The organism is Bacillus sp. FSL R10-2780, assembly GCF_038006125.1.
GTDB classification, from domain to species: Bacteria; Bacillota; Bacilli; order Bacillales; family Bacillaceae_G; genus Bacillus_A; species Bacillus_A cereus_U.
In genome coordinates this window covers 1-21,616 of sequence record NZ_JBBOUQ010000006.1, presented here as the reverse complement: position 1 = coordinate 21,616, position 21,616 = coordinate 1, and the positions used below count along the sequence as shown (strand labels likewise).

Below are 21,616 nucleotides of genomic sequence, written 5' to 3'. Positions count from 1 at the left end.
GCTTGCAACTGGTCATAAATACTATCAATCTTACTATCTCTTATTTTCGCTTTTTTTTCAGCTTGTCCAAAATCTACAACTTTTGTCATAAAATAATTCTCTCCCTTAGTGGAAGGAATCAACTTTTATATGTTAGAATGTATATAGAATATATATTGGTTGATTCCAACCTTATTATGAAAAACCGCCTTGCCGTCCAAAGCTTGGGCGGTTTTTCTCGTTTGTATGTTTTTCTCTATAATAACATGAAACACCTTGTTAAAGCTTTCCGTCTCTTGCAAAAATACAACATTCACTCCTATCTTTCCCTATCAAAATCTCGATGTCTGCTTATTTCTCTCTTATGTTCACGTTCAAATTGATTATCTATTCCCTTGCTACCCAATTCATTTTTAATAAGTCCTCTAAACGCCTTAAATTGCTCTTTAAAAACTTTTTTCGTTTGTACATACAAAACTCTTATATTCGTCTGTAAACCCTTTATATGAGCTTTTAATGAGCTAATTTCTCTATTTAATACACCAACTTCTTTTTGCAACTGATTTTTTTCTTGTTTCAATGTTCGATTTTCTTCCATCCATCCCTCTGCATGCACTTTTAAACTCTCATTCTCTTTCACAAAATCTGTCTTTTTCAAACGCTCATAATCCTTTTTGATAGTAACCGCTGCATTCACTTGCTTTGTTAATTCTTGATATTGTTCTGGTGATAACACATAATTTCTTGTCTGTTTCTTCGTGATTTCAGCTTTTCCAAACATTTTATCCTGTACTTCTACTACTACTTCTTTACGTAAAAATGGAATTTTAACAGTTTCATTTGGTACTTGATCCGTAGCACTATCCAATTCTTTTTGCATTTGTTTTACTCTTTTTTCTAACTCTACATGACACTGGCCAATTAGCTGCAGCTTTTCACTTTCACTCTCTACTTGTTGTTTCACTATCTCTAATTCTTTGTAGTTATCAACGACATCACTTTCCAAACTCTTTTTCGCTACTTGTAATTCATTTGTTTTCTCTTCAACATTTTTTAAATGATGATCAATCGTTTGTAACTGCGTTTCTTTTTCTTGTACTTGATTCTCAACAATTGATTTTGTTTCTGCATATTCCTTGTATTGACGGACTTTCATGTACTTATGTGAACCTACATTAGCACGTTCAAAATTCGGAATGTGTTCTTTAGCCAATTGCTCAATATAGGCCGTTTCTAATTCTCTCCAATGTGCAATTAACTTTCTTCCCGTTCCCTCGACACCTTGTTGTTGCAAAGCTCTATCCATTCCGACACGCCTCGTTAATCCTCGACTACTTTCGAAATGCGGTACATAGTTAATATGTAAATGCGGATTGGCTTCATCATCATGTAAAACCATGTTATAAACTGCTAGATTTGGATTTCGCTCTTGAAACGCCTCAGCATAGCGCTTCAGCGCGTCTTTTTTAGCCTCCCTATACTTTGGGTCGTCTTTGCCCTCTCCAATCGCTACAACAAGTTCTCGTTGCTCATGTGTCTTATCGTCTTTATGTATTTTGTCATAATAATCATCAATCTTACGGTCATTCCGTTTTTGTTTCTCATTATACTTATCGACCGCTTCTTGAAAGACATCCTTGTATACACTTCGGATGTCCTTTTGAACAAAGTAAATATTCTCGTCTAACCTTGATGGATCGATGCCAGGATTACCATGCATGTTTTCTCTGTTATTATGGCTCAATGAACTTTGGTGAGATTGATTAAATGAGATAGACCCCAACATAAAGTGCCACCACTTTCCCTAGATTAATTGATACCATAAGTCTAGCAAGGCGACGAAATGGAGTCAATTGACGTAACCCTATACGTGTTTTGACGCTATCGCATCAAAACAGATAGGGGTCTGCGACGCTCTTCGGCTCTGCCGAGCCACGTGTTACGTGGCAAAACAAAACCTTGGGCGTTGCCCAAACCCACCGGGGAACTCTTCCCCAGACCCCCTCAATCAAACTCCCCAACCCCTCAATCCTTGAGGGGCTCCCTCGCCGGTTGGCAGGAACAAACGGTTGTTTGTTCAGTGCCAAGAGGGTTCGGGTGTAGTCCAGTTGGTCAAGTCAAATACTCCCTTCGCTTCGCTAGGTCCGTTTTGATTGACCAACACACGCAATCGCCTCTACTGATCGCTTTCATTTTGCTCTCTTTTTTCTATAAAACCAACATCACTTAAATTTGTTATGTATCTCTCAGACAAGCCGAGAGACTACATAAATTACTAAGTTAGTAATTTATGTAGATACGAGCTGTAACCAGATTTATTAATCTAGCATATTATGTAAACGCGACTTTGAATCTATAAAAGAATTGCAAAGGAGGCGAATATAAAATGGCAACATTTGAAATTGGGGCAAGATGTCTTTTCAATTTTCGAAACGAACGCTTTTTCCTATTAGTTGAAGATGAAATTGAAGTTCCAGATAAAGGTGTAGAGCTTGATCCACTTAATATTTATGAAATTGACCAGCAAACTTTCGAATTCATCAGAGATGAAGGAGATACAAACGTATGTGAACCGGTTATTACACTTCCAACTGTACCACCTGGATTTCACTTAGAACGAAAATGTATTTTTACAGTTGATAATGCATACTGGGCAATCTATGAGTTAGAAGATGGAACTGATGAAATTGTTATATTAATCATCAGTGCAGCTTTATTTAACTCATTAAGAAATTCTGGTGTTCATCAATGTATACCCCAAAATCTCATTTAATAAATTGATTAGACCTCAAATGGAATACTCATTGAAGAAAATGCCCTCGCGTAGTTTTCTTCAATGGATTAAATTGTTATGTAAAAAGTTTTTTAATTATTAGTGGTTTTTAGTTGTTCCCTCTTGTTTTTGGGTGTAAGTGCAATGGCTGGGGTGAAGCGAAGCAGAAAAAGGTAGAGGTTTTCGAGAGATTTTTTCTCGAAAATACCCCTAATATTAAAATATTAGGGGTATTTTTTTATAAGGAGTTCTATTCTATGAGGAATATAATACAATATATACTTGTTCTTTTTTCTTGATATCCTATAAAAATACATTTTTTCTGCATTCTATTGTTTTTTTAATAACATTTGATTTATAGAGGCTATCCCCTTCTAATTTGAAAGTAAACTTTTGAATAGAAGTTTACTTTCAGTTTCGTCAATAAGAAAAACCACAGCGATTGCTGTGGTTTTTCTTATTGACCGACTAAAACTAAGATGTAAATGCTCATAGCATTGTATGTTGGATTTCAATTATAAGTTCCAATGTAAACTTTTCAATATTAGTTTACATTCAAATCCCCTTAAATATTGCCTTCAAACCAATTCCCTTGATATCCTCAAAATACACAACAAAAGTATACATTCAAAACACTACAAATAAAGAAGTAATTATAGCTAATTCAATCTATGATTATCAACAATTAAATAAGGGTGGGTTATTTTTTAGGTAACCCACCCTTATTTAAAAACTAAAGAATCTGCGTTAGTTCTGAATTCAAAACTCGTTGTGCAGTAATAATAACATTACCAGGTGCTATTCCGTAGACACTGTATAAACCACCGTTTTGATTAGGAACAATTTCAACTTCATATTGAAGTGCTTGTCCCAAAGTAGAGTGAACTAAACTGAGATTTATAAATTCAGAAGCATTAGCAGCCACATTAAAGTTTATCTGTTCGATTAATGTTCTTGTACCGTCAAGTTTAAAAGATCTAACTACCCCAGTAAGTGGACCTGCAGTACGATTGAGAATTTTAACCCTAGCTCTAGTTGCATTAGTAGGTTGATTTCCTACGTTTTCAATAGGACCAGTAGAGAAAGGCATTTTAAATTCACCTCCTACTAAATTAAAGGATTAATAACCTATAGATTACAGTTTCATAGTATTCAATATTTTATTAAAATGTTCCAAATCAATTAACCAATTCGTTTTAAAAATAAAGTTTGCATAACACCACTTATTCATAGCAAACCAGCAGGAACTAGAGTACTATATCTTTTTTTGATGTACATTTTAGTTAATTTAAAAAATAAACAATACAATTATTAAAATAAATACACTACCCAATCCATATTTTTATAAAAATAAAAAAGAGTGCTGTGAAGAAACACACTCATTGAAAGAAATTTACCAATCCCGACGATCATCATGATCACGGTCATGATCATGATTACGTCTGCGACGACATTCATCACAATCACAGTCGCGGTCACGTCTACAACGACGATCATCACAATCTCTATGTCTGCGTCTGCAAAACATTAAATCATCCCAAAATCTATTACAATCTCTGCAATGTCTGAAATTACAATTACATCCCATAAATATGATTACCTCCTCTTAACAATAGAATTCCTCATATTCTATGATTAAAAGTTAAAAACAGCTTGTTTACTAGTCTATGTTTTGCATTTTAAAATAATAAGATATTTTGCCCTTAGCCGATATTACCGACAAATTTCACATTTCAAAGGTATTTCGTTTTATCATGTATAATGTAACTTTAGGAACGTCAATTGGAACATTAAGAGGAGCGTGAGGAACGATGTCTGATGGAACGCGGAATGGTATACAATCCGAGCCACTCCCGGCTTTCCTAACCAAGGAAGTAGCAGAAATGTTAAGTATTAGCGAAAGCTATTTACGTAAATGGTGTTTAGAGTTAGAAAAACATGAATACATCTTTATAAAAGTTCGTGATCCTAAAAGTAATCGCGAGTATCGAACCTTTACTTCAAAAGATATAAAAGCTTTGAAACAATTTCAAACACTTATGAAAGATGCCGGATATAACAAAGCCGATGCTGCCAAAACCGTAGCAATAACCATAAATAATGAAAATTGGAACACGAGTGGAACGTCCCATGATCCAATGGATTCCCAATCCTTGCTTATTACAAGAGATAAAGAAATATTGGAACGCGAAAACAACACTAATTTGTTACGTGAATTGTTGCGTGAGGAACGCGAAGAAATAACAAAAGAACTTCAATCCATGAAAGAAGAACTACGACGAACTCAAGAAGAATTTCAAACATTGAAAGACGGTATACAAATATATCAAAAACACCATGAACAATTGTTACAAGAAAGAGATGAGCAACTATTACATAACATACGATCTATTCAAGAAACTAAACAACTAGTTGCTCCTACTACAGAAAATAAACATCATTGGTGGAAATTCTGGAAATAAAATAAGCCTTGCTTATATGCAAGGCTTATTTTATTTCTTTTCACTTTAGAACATAGTAATTCCACTATTTTTTATACAAGATTTTATACAATTTTTTGTACTAATACTGGACATTCATAAGCCTAAAAAAACCATCATCTCTGCAATCTATAAAATCATGCATAGAATGATAACCAAAAAAAAAAGCGAAATCTATTGATATAAATAAAGAAATCGAAAGACTCAAATACACAAAACTCATATCACTCTTTTTATTATAATAACATTTTATTAATTTATTTATATATAAAAAAATATAGTTAATCATAAATTATTGTCTGTAGTTCATTAATAAACTTCAATAAACAAATTGCAAAAGCTGTTATACATACATATACATAAATGAAAAAAATAAATACATGGGCATTGAACAGTTGTGAACTACTCGCCACTTAGCAAAGCTTGAAGTGGGAGCTTCTCAGTTCCACGACGAAAGTAACCTTTCGTCTCCCTGAGCGAGCGTTGGACGCTCTCTTGGTACGGTTGATATTTTACGCAGGAACCGAATGGCTTGGTTTTCGCACTCTATTTTCTTCCTGCAACCTCATATATCAAGTTATCAAAGAACTTCATATAGCTAGTTTATAAAAAGTTTTTGGCTATGGCCAAATCAAAATTCATCTCCCACCTACCGTTGGGCTATCGCCCTTCACACGCTTGAGGAAGGAAAATTCTTTCTGTAAATTCGTTAAAAATCTAAAGTAATTTCAAAAAGGAGATTAAAATAACATGAGTGAACAATGTCCAATTAATGCATCATGTCAGGTGGTAGGACAAACTCAAACACCATTAAGTAATAGAATTGCAGCACCAATTATTACTACAGAAGCACCGCTTGTACAAATACCAGTTGTATTAACTGAAAGAACAATTCAAATTGTTGTAGAATCCAATATTTCATTAAATCCTCCAGCAATTGAAATTAAACGTATCTTAAAAAATGACGTATTTTTGACACAAGGTAAGTTAATTCCTCTAGAATTTACTCCAATACCAGGTACAAATTACCGCCTAGTTACAAAAGCTAAACTATTTTTACAAGGATATATTCGTAAAAATATTGAATATATAAATGATGAATATAATAGAATTATATATAACCACATTGCCAATGTTCCATTTTCTGGTTTTGCAGATCTAATAGAGGATGATTTTCTATCTCTAGCTTTAATAGCTGCTTCCTCAGATACTACATCTCATTTTAATAATCCTAAAAACGGTGATTTACCAAATTTAGAAAAATACCTCTTCGAAAATACAGTTTTTTATAACAAACAACCATATTGCGAATTAGTCAGTGCTCAATTTATTGAATTAGACTTTTCTCCTTATCTAACAGACTTAAACGAACCATTTGATACTCTTCGTGAAAAAATGGTATTAAACCTTACTTTAAAAGTTTTACAAGTACAACAAGTACAAATTTAAAACAAAGAAAACTTCTTATTTTTCAAAACCAACCTACTTAAAAAGAACACCAATGCCCATTGGTGTTCTTTTTAAAGGAAATTATAAAATAAAATGAGATGAAATAAGTGAGCGAAACCTATTCCAATACTACAATATATGTTTGATTAACATTTATAGTGCTAAAAATTCAATATCATTATTAATAATAGACAAAAACTCACTTCTTATCTTTTTTCAAATAAAAAGCAAGAGTCTCTTTATCATTAGATTTTAATTTTTTTACCAAACAGGCGACTCCAAAATGACTTCTTCTGTTCTGAAGCTGCTATTAAGCGATTGCTATCCTATATTTCTTTTAATACCTGCATTAATTGAACATCTCTTTGTTTTTCTCTTATTATTCGTTGAGCATCTGTTTCCTATAAAAGTTTACTTTGTTGATCCAATCTTTGAATCAACTCTAAATTAAGTTGTTCCAATCGTTCTATACGTTCTACTAATGCTTTTATGTGTTCTGTGTCTGCTACACTATCCGTAGCAACTGTTGCTACCTCATTTTCTTCAACACTTGATGTCACTAAATTTACAGCGTGTTCTAGTGTTATACTCTTCTTGTTCATAGCTGCTATTAGCCGTTCTATAGTTGCTACGTCTTTATGAAAAAAGACTCTAGAATTATTTATTACCTCACTCAAAAGGATACCCGGCTTCTTCCAGGGCAAGACAATATTTACGTAAAGTACTTGAGCCAATCCCTAAGTTCTTGGCTACCTCTGATCCCCAATAAGTTTGAGCCATAATTTGTCCTCCCTCTGCTCTAAGCTGTTCTTTAGTTGCTATATAGTGTTTTCCTTCTTTAAAAAGGTAACACCTTTTTTTCAAATTTAAAGAAATGTTTTTATTACCTTTTACAGTCACTAACTAATATTTAAATATTTGAATATTTAAATATTAGTTTACTTTCAAATCATCTAAAACAATATCCATTATATTTAAAAAAGAAAGGAAACCTATTAGTAACTTCCTTTCTTTCCAAGGAGATTTCAATAAAAGCATAAACAAGTGCACCACTACTCGTCTCACACTATAATTTATGTTTTCTTATTCAAAATAGTGCAATTGACTTTAGTATTATTTATCTTTTTTAAAATATAAGAAAACCTACCAAAATTTTAACGAAAACACATACTAAGTAAAATCTAATACAAAAAACATTAATTTTATTAATCTAATTTAGCTTGTTATATTTCAAAATGAGAAAAATAACTATTATACAGGCCCTCACACAAATAGATATATTAAATATTATATTAAAGCGAATAACTTTAAATAAAAAATAAACGGAGGTTTTTTTAATTGAATAACCAAGAAAGCTATCATTCAGATGATCACCACAAAGATTGTAAGGTTAAATCAGAAACACAAACTCCATTCAGTGATACTCCAGCAACACCTGTTCTTACAAACAATCCAATAGTTAAAATTCCAGTTGTATTAGCAGAAAGAACGCTTCAAATTGTAGTCGAAGCAACAATTCCACTTCATCCACCAGCAGTAGAAATTAAAAGAGTATTAAAAGATGTATTTTTACAACAATGTAAACTAGTACCTGTTGAATATGAGCCAATTGATCAAACAGGATATTTTCGAGTAACAAGAGCAAAATTGTTTGTAGAAGGTTTCATTCGTAAAAATATTGAATACGCTGCTAAAGACTGCAATGGCGTGATTCATGATAAAATTGCAAAAGTTCGATTCTCTGGTTTCGCTGATTTAACTGCAGGTGACTTTCTTTCTAACCCAATATTAGCCTTTGCTTCGGAAAATAAAGCTCGTTTCATTAATCCAAAAAATACTGATGTTCCTCGTCTAGACAAATTCTTCTTTGAAAATAATGTTTTCTATAATGAACAACCATTCTGTGAATTAATTAGTGCAGAATTTTATGAACTTGATTTTTCACCATGTGATCATGATGATGATTTTGATTATGGTCATCATGATTCATGTGAAAAAGATCATGAGAAAGAATTTGACAAATTACGTGAAAAAATCGTTCTTGATCTTACTTTAAAAGTATTACAAACTCAACAAGTACGAGTTGGTCGCTGCTAATTAAAAATCTTCATGCACCAAAAAGAAAGAAGAATCCTAAAAAATTCTTCTTTCTTTTTTATTAAATTTATTCACTAAAAAAAACAACTTCAAAATGATTTCTTCTGTTCTATGTCTGCTATGCTACCTATAGCAACAGTTGCTACGTCAATTTCTTCAGTGCTTGATATTGCTAAGTTTATAGCCTGTTCTAATGTTATGTTCTTCTTGTCCATAGCTGCTATCAACCGTTCTATAGTTGCTACATAACATTTTCTTTTGCATCTACCAATCTAGTAATTTATACAAATTTTTATACAAAAAAACAGAAAAAGAAAATAGCAAAGACCCCTAGAATCCTTGCTATAACAACAATGTATAAAATCATGCATATTAATTGGACAAGTGTAAAAACAAGAAACCAAGTAAACACAAGGATTCCACCTTGTCTTCGCTACCGATAATTTTGTGTTATGTAAACTCATTATGTATATCATATACATAATGATTATTTATTAGACAATCACCCAAACACTTGTCTTATTTTACTCATATACTGAGTATTATTATATACACAATGTAAAAGGAGTTTTTTGATGTCTAGAAAAAATAGATGTTCAAGTGACTTTTTTCAAAAGCCATTTCCGATAGCGTTTCCTATTCCTGATCCTATTCCAAGAAAAGGTGGCCTTTGTAATTGCTGTGTTTCACCTATGCAGAACGTTTTACAACAACTTATCGGGCAAACTGTCATTCTTGGCACTATTGCAGACCAACCAAACACAATACCTCGTTTCTTTTTATTCACTATTACTTCCGTGAATAATTTTTTAGTTACAGTTACAAATGGCACTACATTCTATATGGTCAATATCTCTGATGTAATAGGAGTAGGATTTTTACCACCAGGACCACCTATAACATTACTTTCATCTGCAGATTCAGGGTGCGAATGTGATTGTCGTGAACGACCAATTAGACAAGTACTTGATATACGTATTAATTCTACAGTGGACCTTTTATTAAGTAATGGTTCTACTACAGGAGATTTTAACGTGGAACGAACAGGTCTTGGAATCGTGATAGGTACTTTTTCTATAAATCCATCTAATCCAACCGATTATAGATTTGCTATTTCAACTTGTAAAATTACAGCTGTAAATATATAAACCCTACTACAACATAGTTTGTTTCTTGAGAATGAAAGTAGTCTTTTATTCAAAAATTTACTTTCAAATCATAAAAAAGAGTCCTCGATTTCTAGGACTCTTTTTTATGAGGATAATGAGACGTTATGTTAACTAGTGATGTATGAAGTATTCATTACTTTATGTACATTAATAAATCAAAAACATAGTTTTAATTACAAGGCTATCCAATATCTTCTTAACAATTCCCTATCATCAGGTTCTAATCGTTTATCTTCTAATAAGCCGTTGTTATTTTCGATGACACCAGCTGAAGCTTCGTTGTCGTCCGCACATGTGACAAGAACTTTGTTCAGGTTTCTTTTTTTCGCTTCAATTAAAGCTAGCGCCAGCATTTTTGATCCATAGCCTTTTCTTCTTTCGCTTGGTTTAACAGAATAACCAATGTGTCCAGCGTAGTTCAGCAAATAATCATCTAACTCGAGTCTAACAGAAATCATGCCAACAATTGATTTATCACTCTTTTTAACAGCAATATACTGAACACTTGGTACTCGGTTAGCAGGAAGTGTCTCCCGAGCTGTTAATGTTTCCAAATAATCTATCCAGTCTGTTACACTGTTTTTAAAAGCTAAGGTGGAAGATCCATTGATCCCGTTTGGGCTATAGGGGAACTCTTTCTTGTAGTCTATAATCTCTTGTTCGAATTCCAAGCTAGGTAAAATTAGTTCAATATCATCCATTGCTATCACTCCTAAAAATTTATATATATATAAATATCAAAAATATTAGAAAATTTCCACTCTTTAGATTTACTACCTATAACGATAATTATGTAAATAAGCTGTCCATATGGACAGCTTATTATTTTTTTACTTAACGTGGTTTTGTTTTGATCTTTTGGTTTAAAATTTGCTTTTTGGCTAGAGTGCTGGCTCGTCGTGTGGGGGCGAAACCCCACGTATTACGTATCTATTTTTAAAATAAGAACTATCTTGGGACGAATGATCTAAGCGGTTCGGCTCGTATACTTGCTAGTCCAAGTCGAGAACCATTGCTTTGCTTTTTGTCTGTCGGCTTGGCGAGAAAAGTACACGAGCCGAAAAAAGTTTTGCAAGGACAACATCAAAAAGAAAAGGCGGTAGCCTTTAGGTGAGGATTAACGAACCGATTTTTTGATGTTGAGGGTGGAGATTTTTGAGTGGTTTTTTCAAAAATACGACCCGTTCCTTGCGGAACTTTTAGCTATATATATAAGAGTGAGAAGAGCAAAGTGAAGAAAGTCAGTAATAGCAAGGGTTTATGAGGTAGGGGGTGTTGCAAAAAAGCAACACCTGTGTTGCAAAAAAGCAACACCTAAAAAATGGAAAAACACATAAAAAAAAAGATGTCAATGACATCATTTCTTCTCATTCCTAAAATAAATAGACTGGTAATTTATGTTTTTTACCATCTTCAGCAACAAAATTTTTAAGAGACTTCTTAAAAATTCTTTGTGTAGCTTTGTCTACCCCATCTTTTGGAGAACAGCACATAATATTAGGATTTATAAACCATGTACGACTCGTACAAATACGTCCATCTTCTGTTGTCATTCCAGATTCCGCAACCGCCAATACTCCTTTTTCCATTAAAGAATTCATCATCATTGAAACCCTTGAACGATCTCTCTTCAATTCTTTTGCTAAATAACTAGGTGTAGCATTGTCTGAATCAAATTCATTTTCCTCATTTGCTCGTTCTACAAGAATATTCGTTTTAAATTCTACATAAGGCACTAAATCCATTAGAAAAGCCTTTTCAGCATTTGTGAGATAGTTTATTTTTGCTAAGTAATTATAATTATCCGTAATCATTTGCACAAACTTCACCCTATCCGTAGGCTTTTTCTTTTTACCAATGAAATATTCTTCCCCACCAGTCGCCTTACTTAACAACTGCAAAAGCATTATTTTTTCTTCTTCCGAATAACCACCTGCTTGCAACTGGTCATAAATACTATCAATCTTACTATCTCTTATTTTCGCTTTTTTTTCAGCTTGTCCAAAATCTACAACTTTTGTCATAAAATAATTCTCTCCCTTAGTGGAAGGAATCAACTTTTATATGTTAGAATGTATATAGAATATATAAATGGTTGATTCCAACCTTATTATGAAAAACCGTCTCGCCGTCCAAAGCTAGAGCGGTTTTTCTCGTTTATACGTCTTTCTCTATAGTAACATGAAACACCTTGTTAAAACTTTCCGTCTCTTGCAAAAACACAACATTCAACCCTCTTTTTCTTCTTCAAACTCATGCAATTCAATGCTTTCATCATTATCACTCCTATCTTTCTCTATCAAAATCTCGATGTCTGCTTATTTCTCTCTTATGTTCACGTTCAAATTGATTATCTATTCCCTTGCTACCCAATTCATTTTTAATAAGCCCTCTAAACGCCTTAAATTGCTCTTTAAAAACTTTTTTCGTTTGTACATACAAAACTCTTATATTCGTCTGTAAACCCTTTATATGAGCTTTTAATGAGCTGATTTCTCTATTTAATACACCAACTTCTTTTTGCAACTGATTTCTTTCTTCTTTCAATGTTCGATTATCTTCCATCCATCCCTCTGCATACACTTTTAAACTCTCATTCTCTTTCACAAAATCTGTCTTTTTCAAACTCTCATAATCCTTTTTAATAGTAACCGCTGCATTCACTTGTTTTGTAAATTCTTGATATTGTTCTGGTGATAACACATAATTTCTTGTCTGTTTCTTCGTGATTTCAGCTTTCCCAATCATTTTATCCTGTACTTGTGTTATTACTTCTCTACGCAAAAACGGAATCACAACAGGTTCATTTGGTACTTGATCCGTAGCACTATCTAATTCTATTTGCATTTGTTCTACTCTTTTTTCTAACTCTACATGACGCTGGCCAATTAACTGCAGCTTTTCACTTTCACTCTCTACTTGTTGTTTCACTATCTCTAATTCTTTGTAGTTATCAACGACATCACTTTCCAAACTCTTTTTCGCTACTTGTAATTCATTTGTTTTCTCTTCAACATTTTTTAAATGATGATCAATCGTTTGTAACTGCGTTTCTTTTTCTTGTACTTGATTCTCAACAATTGATTTTGTTTCTGCATATTCCTTGTATTGACGGACTTTCATGTACTTATGTGAACCTACATTAGCACGTTCAAAATTCGGAATGTGTTCTTTAGCCAATTGCTCAATATAGGCCGTTTCTAATTCTCTCCAATGTGCAATTAACTTTCTTCCCGTTCCCTCGACACCTTGTTGTTGCAAAGCTCTATCCATTCCGACACGCCTCGTTAATCCTCGACTATTTTCGAAATTCGGTACATAGTTAATATGTAAATGCGGATTGGCTTCATCATCATGTAAAACCATGTTATAAACTACTAGATTTGGATTTCGCTTTTGAAACGCCTCAGCATACTGTTTTAACGCTTCCTTTTTTGCTCCCCTATACTTTGGGTCGTCTTTACCCTCTCCAACCGCTACAACCAATTCTCGTTGCTCATGTGTCTTTTCATTTTTATGTATTTTGTCATAGTAGTCCTGAATCTTACGGTCATTTCGTTTTTGCTTCTCATTATACTTGTCCACCGCTTCTTGAAAGACATCCTTGTATACACTTCGGATATCCTTTTGAACAAAATAGATATTCTCGTCTAACCTGGATAGATCGATGCCAGGATTCCCATAAATGTTTTCTCTGTTATTATGGCTTAATGAACTTTGGTGAGATTGATTAAATGAGATAGAGAACAACATAAAGTGCCACCACTTCCCCTAGATTAATTGATACAATAAGTCTAGCAAGGCGACGAAATTGTGTCAATTGACGTAACCCTATACGTATTTTGACGCTATCGCATCAAAATCGATAGGGGTCTGCGACGCTTGTCGGCTTCGCCGAGCCATGCTTAGCATGACAAAACCAGACCTTGGACTTTGTCCAAACCTACTGGGGAATTCTTCCCCAGACCCCCTTAATCGAACTCCCCAACCCCTCAATCCTTGAGGGGCTCCCTCGCCGGTTGGCATCCCCAAAACGGTTCGTTTTGAGGAAATGCCAAGAGGGTGATACTTCAGCTGCACGTATCAACTCCTTAATGCTCCTTTCATGGATCAGCACAAACCGCTGAACCATTCCAGTCCGCTTACCGTTGACACTTACCGATTATTTTCCCTTTCCCAATAATCATTTCGCGAGTTGTTCCAATCAATCATTAAATCTTCTGTCATAAGCAATATAACCATTCCCCTGACGTGACCCCGTTTAGTTTTTAGACATATTATATAAATGTTTATTTAATTATTAACTGAGGTGAATTATTATGATAAATCCTTACTATATTAAAAACAGGGCAATAGGCGGAGTCTATACAACCCATGGAGCTCAAGCAACAATGCATGCAGTATATCATGCAATGCAACATATGCCATACTATCATCATCCAGCTATACCTTATCATGAAACCATACAATATTATCCAGCTATAGAATATACATCTCAAAGTATATATCCTACTACTTTTACAACAATTCCATTTTATTAACATTCTCTTGTTTTTAGTCTGTTCGGTTTGGCGACATGCCCCCGCCGAAATCCATTCTTTGCGCTTTCCCCTTGTTTTGGGGTGTGAGTGCAAAGAATGGGGTGAAGCGAGGGGCTAGCCACTTATAGTGTCATAAAAATATAGAGTAAGAGGTACTTTATGGGTAACTGATCTAATGTTGCTTTGAAATAAAGTTTAATCATTTTCTCCCTATTTTGTTCTACAATCGCACCCTTTTATGGAATAAATGAGTAGCTTCTATTAGCTGAGGACATAAGGACTACGGGGATACCTAATCAAATAGAAACCTTAGTTATTAACCGTATAAAAAATAGTTTCATAAAATACTTTGTGACAAATAACTAAAAGGTGTGATTCAAATGATTAAGGAACAAGTTCAAAAGCTTCTTAATGATTTAATTCAACTCGAAAATTTATCGTCTTCCATCTATTTAGCCATGTCTGCCGATGCGAATCGTAAAAACTATACTGGTATGGCACATTGGTTAAAGCTTCAGTCAGACGAAGAGCGAAAACATATGTTAAAGCTTATTGATTACTTAGCAGGAAAAGATGGAATCGTACAAATACTTGCAATACCAGCACAATCTACAGATTTTGGAACACCATTAGAAACTTTTGAGAAGGCGTTAGAACATGAACGTTTTGTAACAAACGCATACCGGCGAGCTTATGATTATATTACTCAAGTAGATTCTCAAACCCTGATTATTATTCTAGATTTTTTAAGGGAACAAATTGAAGAGGAAAATCAAACCTTAACCATTGTAGAACGGTTAAAAATAGCAAAGGATAATCCAGCTGCTTTATTGTTATTAGATCAAGAATTGGGGCAAAGGAAGAACGGTGGAGCAGTAGGAGCAAACGGATAAAAATCAAATCTTCCTTTGTTTTTGGGTGTGAGGTAGTGGCTGGGGTGAAGCGAAGCGAGGGACTAGCCACTTTTAGTGTCATAGAAATCTAAAGTAAGAGTTAAATTCATGGACAGCCGATCTAAGCGGTTCGGCAAGTACAATTGCTAGTCCAAGTCGTGCTACCTAAATCCTCGTTTTTGTTATTCTCAAATGTAAACTTTTTATTAGAAGTTTACTTCCAATATCATTAAAAGAAGAATCCAAAATCAAAATGGATTCTTCTTTTGTTAAATTTAAATTGAAAAATCAAAATAACTCAAACAGAATTTTACTTAAGTAATAACCCTTGTGCACAATAGTGAATAATGTCTCTCCTTTTAACAATTCCTATAAAAATTCCTTCGTCATCTATAACAGGAACAAAGTTTTGCTCCATAGCCCTTAATAAAAGATCTTCGATTTCTGCATTAATAGAAACTGGTTCATTAAAACGGTGTAAAGAAACTTTACTCAAGAGAACTTGATGAGTATTGTTAAAGCTTAAAGATGATGTGTTTTTGAGTTTCCAAAGTAAATCTCCTTCTGTAAGTGTACCTGCATATTCCCCTTTATCATTAACTAAGGGGATAGCTGTATATCGATAGTGTTCCAACTTTTCTAAAGCCTGGCGCATCGTTGAATTTATATTTATATATGCAAGTTCACTCTTAGGTGTAAGAAAAAATGCAATATTCATTTTATTAATTGCTCCTTTAACTTTTAACTTGTGTTTTTTACTCATAACATTATTTAAAATATATAGTTCAAACTAAGTTCTCCTGCATAACTTTATATTTAATGAATTATCACTTATTTTATTTGAACAAACAAGTGTTTTTATAAATTTTTATCATAAAATACCATATTTTACTTTTCAATAAAATAAAAAAAGCCCTATTTTACAGAGCTTTTAATTATTAATGGTAGTGCTCCCCTATCACTATCAAGCTAACAGAAAAACTTTAGGATCTGTATAGCAGTGAAACCGAATCACGTAATAAGGCATTAGCGGACATTATTTTCTCGTTAATACCTTAAAAACCATATCCACTTCCTCTTTATTCCTACCAAGATTAAGGACTTCTTTGCTAGTCTATAATAATACTTGTCACGATTTACCCATGTGTTATCCAATCATTGAAATCAGCGTAATTTTTATATACATTTTCTATAACATTATCATGCCAGACATTTTTATATTCATCTCTACCCAGTTTAACATTATACTCACTGATATCACCATTTGCATTTAGCCATTCAGGGTTTCTGTGAGCATGTCCGTGGTTGAACGTTCTTGCCTTTTTTAATGTTTTAAATATAATCGGAAAAGGTTTTTCTTCTCCATCTTTGCAACCAATTACTCTATATGTCTTATTTCGTTCGCCAACAGTTTTAAAATAAGGTTCTGTAAAACGTTCTATCTTTCTAATATGAATATTCCCCTTTCTAAACGCCTTAAATACATTATATAAAATTAAAGAGGCTACTTTAGAAAAGTTTCATACTTTTTCCGTTTGGTTTTATGTTATTTTATAACCGATTATTTTTCATGTTCCAAGACAAATTCTGCTATATATTTTAAAAGTTCAAATAATTTTTCGATAATATATTCTATAATTGTTAATATATGTTATATAATGAACGTGTCAATATCATGTTAGTTCCTAAGAAGAACTCTCCGTTCTTCATGTTTAGAATGTTTACGTGGTTTGTTTGATTACCCTGTTATCGGATATGAACCTAAAAAGAAATTGTAGAAATACTACAAGTTCTTTTTATTTTTCATGCAAATCGAATGTAAACTTTTTGTTATTAGTTTACTTTCAAAACATTGATTTCATTAACCTTATCCGATTTTAGCTATTTTTAGCAAAATCACTAACAAAAGTATACATTCAAAACACTTTAAATATAGAGGTTAAAACATCCATAAACAAAAAAGAAAAACTAGATCCATACTAGTTTTTTACATAATTCTCGTTATCGGCAGTAAACAAAAAGGCTCACTCCTTATATAACAAAGAGTGAGCCTTTTTATTTATTTATTAAATAAACGATTCCACAAAGATTTTTTTTGTTTTGTGATTGCAAGCTGTTGAATACTTCGTATATTTTCCATCAACATTTTATCTCTTTCATTTGCTCGGTTTTCTTGTCGAGTAAGTTGATGTTCCATACGTTCTAAAATTTCTCTATCACTTTTTCGTTCTTTCTCCATCTCTTCAATTTTTTCTAATAGGTGTCTATTAAGTTTGTCTTGCTCTTTTATATAATCTATTAAACTTTGTATAGATTCATTTGTCACAGGAGTTAGAGAACGGCTAGAAGAGTGGGCTTCACTTTTAAATTCTTGTTGTATTTCTTGGAGAGCGTCCCCCGTTCTTGATGAAGAGCGGTTTCCTTCACGCTTAGATATAATAACTTTTGCAGCTTGTTCTAAGTTGAATTTTTGCTCTTGTACTAAACTTTTAAACAGTATGAGTGTATCTTGATCATAGTGAGTATAATAGCGAGTACCATCATCATTTTTCTCCCAGTAATATCCGTTCTTTTCTAGCGCGGCAGCCCACTTTCTTAAAGTACTTACCCCAATATTTAATCGTTCACTCATTTCTTTGTTTAACAAGACATATTCATATTCTTTCAAGCTATCACCTCACTCTTTAGAATATCACAAATTTTCTTGTGGGCGCTCGTTCACCCGCTCTTCAATGATTATTCGAAAATTTAAGAGAATTACCTTTAATTTTAAAATTGGTCGGAGTAGAACACAGTAAATTAACTACCTTTTTTTATACAAGATTTTATACAATTTTTTGTACTAATACAGGATATTCGTAAACCTGAAAAACCTTAGTATCTCTACAATGTATAAAACGATGCATAGAATCACAAAAAGAAAAAAGGCGAATCCCTTGTGAGAGTAAGGGTCCGCCTTTATCCTTGCTACCGATAATGAGACGTTATGTTAACTGATCATGAATAAAATATACATTAAAATCCTTAGTAATTCTTGTGAAATTTATGTAATAAAATGGAAGTGTAAGAATTAAAGAATATAGGAGGATTTGATGAGACAAACAAGGTTTTTGTTTGTATTAATAATATTTATATTGGGAGCTTGTTCTAATGATAAGTGGTTTACCCTTAAAGGTGAGAGTGAAAATTGGAAGGGTACGTACCAAGGCTATACATATGATGGAAATAATGAAGCAAGTGAACTTACTCTAATTTATAAAGGGGATCCTTCAGAAATTAAAGGTAATGTTGAATATAAATATGAAACTGATGGTAGTGGAAAAGGGGACGGAAATGTTTCACTAGATCAAAACTCTATTAAAACTAAAATAATTTGTGGAGGTTGTACCATAACTAATAAAAATGATGTAATAAAGATTACTATGAGTTGGAATGATAAAACAGAAACCTTTAAACTACAATCTAAAAAGTAACTTCCGCTTTCGATAATTATGTAAACATAAAAGTCCCCCAGTTAAACAATCTGGAGGACTTTTAATAAGTCACCTTGAATCTAAGTACATTCCCTTAACAAATGCATAGAATAATTTTGTAAAAACGTGAAAGGATTGGGGAAAATGCACTATAATCCTTATATATATCCATATCAATATATTCATTATGTTAATGTACCAATACCAATGTATAACTATGGAAGACAGTCTGTTTACTGGACTTTTCCTAATGAGATAGAGCATGCAAACAGATTTGATTCTTTTCGCTCTTCCAACGGTGACAGAAGAATTTTGTTAACAGATTATGGACCAAAACCATTTGTCGTTAATATCAATGAAGCAACGAAGCAAAACAACACCTATCGTACTGCTTTATGGACAGGAACACATTTACAAGTTACTTTAATGAGTCTCAATGTTGGCGAAGATATCGGTTTGGAAATGCATTCTAACGTTGATCAATTCTTACGTATTGAACAAGGCCAGGGGATTGTTCAAATGGGCAAGAGTAAAGATAATTTAAACTTTAAAAGAAATGTCTATGATGATTATGCCATAATGATACCGGCTGGAACATGGCATAATCTAACCAATACAGGTAATATTCCTCTAAAACTTTACTCGATATATGCTCCTCCTAATCATCCATTTGGTACTGTACATGTAACAAAAGTTAATGCCATGGCAAATGAATAAAACTATTAGAAGTAGTAAAAAGGATCTTGAATTGAAGATCCTTTTTTTATGCCAATAAGTGGAGTTATAATAACTAGTTTTGTATAGAGTATTCATGTGTTCCTTAGAAAACTTATTAAACTAAAGGGCCAGTTTATCATTCACAACTGTACTTGAACTTAGGTTCTGTCTGAATATAAAAAGCATTTCTTACTTGTGCACTCCAATTTGCAAAGGCTGATCTCCATTCAGGAGTGTTAAAGAATTGATCTACAGTTTGAGTTTCAGAATGCCAAACTATAAATAGGTTGAGTGGGGCAACTCCTCCTGCCCAAATTCCATTATTTACGTCAGTATCTTCTTCCCTTACTAATAATAAGGGTAGACCAAATTGAAAAGCCATTGAAGGTTCTACTTGTGAATAAACTGATCCTATCCAAAATGGAGTGGATGGTGGAAGAGGTCCTACATTGACATCAACTGTTTGAATTTTAAAACGACGAAGGTTTACTGCCAACATTCCATAGCTTGATGAAATTAGCCGACGAATATCAGTTAAAATGGATTCGGGATAACTTTCACTTAAAGGTAATGTACGTGGAAAAAGCAAAGCATGCTCAATCTCTAAAATTAGACGGTTTAGAAACCGTTGTTGATTGTCATTTAAATGAGTTGTCGTACTTAAAAATATGGGAATACGATAAGCACGGTCAATACACTCTTGATGTGCCGATTCTATTTTTACTTTATTTTCACTTAAAGATTTATGCTCATTATTACTCACTTTCTCACCTCCTTTTTTTAATACTATATAAAAAAGGAATAAGTTAGTTTGGACATAGTTGCCTTTATGGCAACCTAAAGGGTTTTTCTTACTTAGAAAAAACAAATTGTAAAAATTAATACAGCTCACGCCAAGCCGAGAAAAATATGCTGCACACTATCACATCACTATAAAAATAGATTCTTCCCTATGCTTCGCTAAAATCTTTATATTTCCCCTTTGCTTTTTGGCTAGAGAGCTGGCTGGGGGTTTGGGGGCTAGCCTCCAGGAACTTTGCGTATTTAAAATGATATATAAGAGAAGATCATGAACGGATGCACTGGCGGTTCGGCTCGTATACTTGCTAGTCCAAGTCGAGAACCATTGCTTTGCTTTTTGTCTGTCGGCTTGGCGAGAAAAGCACACGAGCCGAAAAAAGTTTTGCAAGGACAGAATCAAAAAGAAAAGGCAATAGCCTTTAGGTGAGGATAAACGAACCGACTTTTTAATTCTGAGGGTGGAGATTTTTGAGCGTTCTTCTCAAAAATACAACCCGTTCCTTGCGGAACTTTTAGCCCTATATATAAGAGTGAGATAGAGAAAATAAAAAAAGTCAGTAATACCAAGGGTTTATAGCATATTAGGTGTTACTTTTTCGTAACACCTGTGTTACTTTTTCGTAACACCTAAAAAAAGGGAAAACATAATAAAAAAAAGATGTCAATGAGAATTTGACATCTAAAATAAGTAGATTGGTAATTTATATTTTTTCTTAGACTCATCAATTTTAAAGTTCCTTAATGAATTTCTAAAAATATGTTGAGTTGCTTTATCTATTCCATCTTTAGGACTACAACACATAATATTAGGATTTACAAACCATGTACGACTTGTGCATGCACGACCATCTTCTGTTGTTATTCCTGCTGCGGCAACTCCTAAAACCCCTTTTTTAAATAAACCATTCATTGTTAAAGAAACATTTTTTCTTGCCATTTTAAAACGTTCGGCTAAATATGTAGGTGATGCTGGAGTAGTTGTATCTACATTGTCCTTATCAATTTTTTGAATAATAACGTTGGTTTTGAATTCAACATATGGAGCAAGTTTAAATAAAAATGCTTCTTCCTTGCTACTCAAATACTCAATTTCAGTAAGATAATTAACGTTATCCATAATTAGCTGCACAAACCTCACCCGATCTGTAGGTTTTTTCTTTTTCCCTATGAAATACTCATCTCCACCAGTTGTTTTACTTAATAACTGCAAGAGCATTGCTTTCTCTTCTTCTGAGTAACCACCG

At 33.2% G+C, this 21,616-nt stretch carries 19 protein-coding genes and 3 pseudogenes; 10 read left to right on the top strand and 12 right to left on the bottom strand.

Annotated elements, in window-relative coordinates:
• Both NSQ47_RS28055 and NSQ47_RS28050 read right to left on the bottom strand, forming a co-directional pair.
• Positions 1-89 (bottom strand): annotated as a pseudogene (locus NSQ47_RS28055) (MarR family transcriptional regulator); the annotation flags it as partial.
• Positions 90-298: 209 nt separating this feature from the next.
• Positions 299-1,765 (bottom strand): plasmid recombination protein, encoded by a 1,467-nt coding sequence (locus tag NSQ47_RS28050; protein ID WP_341039050.1) that lies wholly within the window; start codon positions 1,763-1,765, stop codon positions 299-301.
• A 600-nt stretch (positions 1,766-2,365) separates the two neighbouring features.
• Here NSQ47_RS28050 and NSQ47_RS28045 point away from each other — a divergent pair.
• On the top strand, positions 2,366-2,752 hold the full coding sequence (locus NSQ47_RS28045) for a spore coat protein (protein ID WP_098889154.1): 387 nt from the start codon (positions 2,366-2,368) through the stop codon (positions 2,750-2,752).
• A 733-nt stretch (positions 2,753-3,485) separates the two neighbouring features.
• Here the strand turns inward: NSQ47_RS28045 and NSQ47_RS28040 are convergent.
• Positions 3,486-3,842 (bottom strand): ATPase, encoded by a 357-nt coding sequence (locus tag NSQ47_RS28040; RefSeq protein WP_341038466.1) that lies wholly within the window; start codon positions 3,840-3,842, stop codon positions 3,486-3,488.
• Positions 3,843-4,145: 303 nt separating this feature from the next.
• Positions 4,146-4,340 (bottom strand): hypothetical protein, encoded by a 195-nt coding sequence (locus tag NSQ47_RS28035; RefSeq protein WP_078175192.1) that lies wholly within the window; start codon positions 4,338-4,340, stop codon positions 4,146-4,148.
• A 223-nt stretch (positions 4,341-4,563) separates the two neighbouring features.
• On the opposite strand from NSQ47_RS28035, the gene NSQ47_RS28030 reads away from it, so the two are divergent.
• Together NSQ47_RS28030 and NSQ47_RS28025 are read left to right on the top strand one after the other, a co-directional pair.
• Positions 4,564-5,214 (top strand): DUF3967 domain-containing protein, encoded by a 651-nt coding sequence (locus tag NSQ47_RS28030; RefSeq protein ID WP_283747238.1) that lies wholly within the window; start codon positions 4,564-4,566, stop codon positions 5,212-5,214.
• Between the two features lie 768 nt (positions 5,215-5,982).
• Positions 5,983-6,681, top strand: a complete 699-nt coding sequence (locus tag NSQ47_RS28025; protein WP_341039047.1) for a CsxC family protein — start codon at positions 5,983-5,985, stop codon at positions 6,679-6,681.
• Between the two features lie 245 nt (positions 6,682-6,926).
• Here the strand turns inward: NSQ47_RS28025 and NSQ47_RS28020 are convergent.
• Positions 6,927-7,461, bottom strand: a pseudogene (locus NSQ47_RS28020) (DUF3967 domain-containing protein).
• 558 nt (positions 7,462-8,019) lie between these two features.
• Between NSQ47_RS28020 and NSQ47_RS28015 the strand changes: the two are divergent.
• On the top strand, positions 8,020-8,778 hold the full coding sequence (locus NSQ47_RS28015) for a CsxC family protein (RefSeq protein WP_341039045.1): 759 nt from the start codon (positions 8,020-8,022) through the stop codon (positions 8,776-8,778).
• A gap of 659 nt (positions 8,779-9,437) precedes the next feature.
• Positions 9,438-9,926 (top strand): annotated as a pseudogene (locus tag NSQ47_RS28010) (hypothetical protein); the annotation flags it as partial.
• A gap of 194 nt (positions 9,927-10,120) precedes the next feature.
• On the opposite strand, the gene NSQ47_RS28005 reads toward NSQ47_RS28010, so the two are convergent.
• From NSQ47_RS28005 to NSQ47_RS27995, 3 genes are all read right to left on the bottom strand, one after another.
• The gene (locus NSQ47_RS28005; protein ID WP_341039043.1) at positions 10,121-10,648 is read right to left on the bottom strand and encodes a GNAT family N-acetyltransferase; all 528 of its coding nucleotides are present in this window, start codon (positions 10,646-10,648) and stop codon (positions 10,121-10,123) included.
• Positions 10,649-11,320: 672 nt separating this feature from the next.
• On the bottom strand, positions 11,321-11,971 hold the full coding sequence (locus NSQ47_RS28000) for a MarR family transcriptional regulator (protein WP_002162441.1): 651 nt from the start codon (positions 11,969-11,971) through the stop codon (positions 11,321-11,323).
• 262 nt (positions 11,972-12,233) lie between these two features.
• Positions 12,234-13,700, bottom strand: coding sequence for a plasmid recombination protein (locus NSQ47_RS27995; protein ID WP_341039041.1), 1,467 nt, complete (start codon positions 13,698-13,700; stop codon positions 12,234-12,236).
• Positions 13,701-14,266: 566 nt separating this feature from the next.
• On the opposite strand from NSQ47_RS27995, the gene NSQ47_RS27990 reads away from it, so the two are divergent.
• Both NSQ47_RS27990 and NSQ47_RS27985 read left to right on the top strand, forming a co-directional pair.
• Entirely contained in the window at positions 14,267-14,488 is a 222-nt protein-coding gene (locus NSQ47_RS27990; protein ID WP_215558745.1) for a hypothetical protein, read from the top strand.
• Positions 14,489-14,868: 380 nt separating this feature from the next.
• Positions 14,869-15,381, top strand: coding sequence for a ferritin (locus NSQ47_RS27985; RefSeq protein ID WP_341039037.1), 513 nt, complete (start codon positions 14,869-14,871; stop codon positions 15,379-15,381).
• 310 nt (positions 15,382-15,691) lie between these two features.
• On the opposite strand, the gene NSQ47_RS27980 is transcribed toward NSQ47_RS27985, so the two are convergent.
• Together NSQ47_RS27980 and NSQ47_RS27975 are read right to left on the bottom strand one after the other, a co-directional pair.
• A complete protein-coding gene (locus NSQ47_RS27980; protein ID WP_002162150.1) occupies positions 15,692-16,099 on the bottom strand; it encodes a CBS domain-containing protein in 408 nt (135 codons plus the stop codon).
• A 1,341-nt stretch (positions 16,100-17,440) separates the two neighbouring features.
• Complete coding sequence (locus tag NSQ47_RS27975) at positions 17,441-18,049, bottom strand: hypothetical protein (protein WP_341039035.1); 609 nt, start codon at positions 18,047-18,049, stop codon at positions 17,441-17,443.
• Between the two features lie 424 nt (positions 18,050-18,473).
• On the opposite strand from NSQ47_RS27975, the gene NSQ47_RS27970 reads away from it, so the two are divergent.
• Positions 18,474-18,854: a hypothetical protein gene (locus NSQ47_RS27970; RefSeq protein WP_016128191.1), complete on the top strand. Its 381-nt coding sequence runs from the start codon at positions 18,474-18,476 to the stop codon at positions 18,852-18,854.
• Between the two features lie 144 nt (positions 18,855-18,998).
• Positions 18,999-19,571, top strand: coding sequence for a cupin domain-containing protein (locus NSQ47_RS27965; RefSeq protein ID WP_341039033.1), 573 nt, complete (start codon positions 18,999-19,001; stop codon positions 19,569-19,571).
• A 136-nt stretch (positions 19,572-19,707) separates the two neighbouring features.
• On the opposite strand, the gene NSQ47_RS27960 is transcribed toward NSQ47_RS27965, so the two are convergent.
• Complete coding sequence (locus NSQ47_RS27960; protein WP_341039031.1) at positions 19,708-20,334, bottom strand: hypothetical protein; 627 nt, start codon at positions 20,332-20,334, stop codon at positions 19,708-19,710.
• A 306-nt stretch (positions 20,335-20,640) separates the two neighbouring features.
• Between NSQ47_RS27960 and NSQ47_RS27955 the strand changes: the two genes are divergently transcribed.
• Positions 20,641-20,799, top strand: a complete 159-nt coding sequence (locus tag NSQ47_RS27955; protein WP_341039029.1) for a hypothetical protein — start codon at positions 20,641-20,643, stop codon at positions 20,797-20,799.
• Between the two features lie 252 nt (positions 20,800-21,051).
• Here the strand turns inward: NSQ47_RS27955 and NSQ47_RS27950 are convergent.
• Positions 21,052-21,616 (bottom strand): MarR family transcriptional regulator (locus NSQ47_RS27950; protein ID WP_341039027.1); only part of this gene is annotated, 565 nt, incomplete at its 5' end.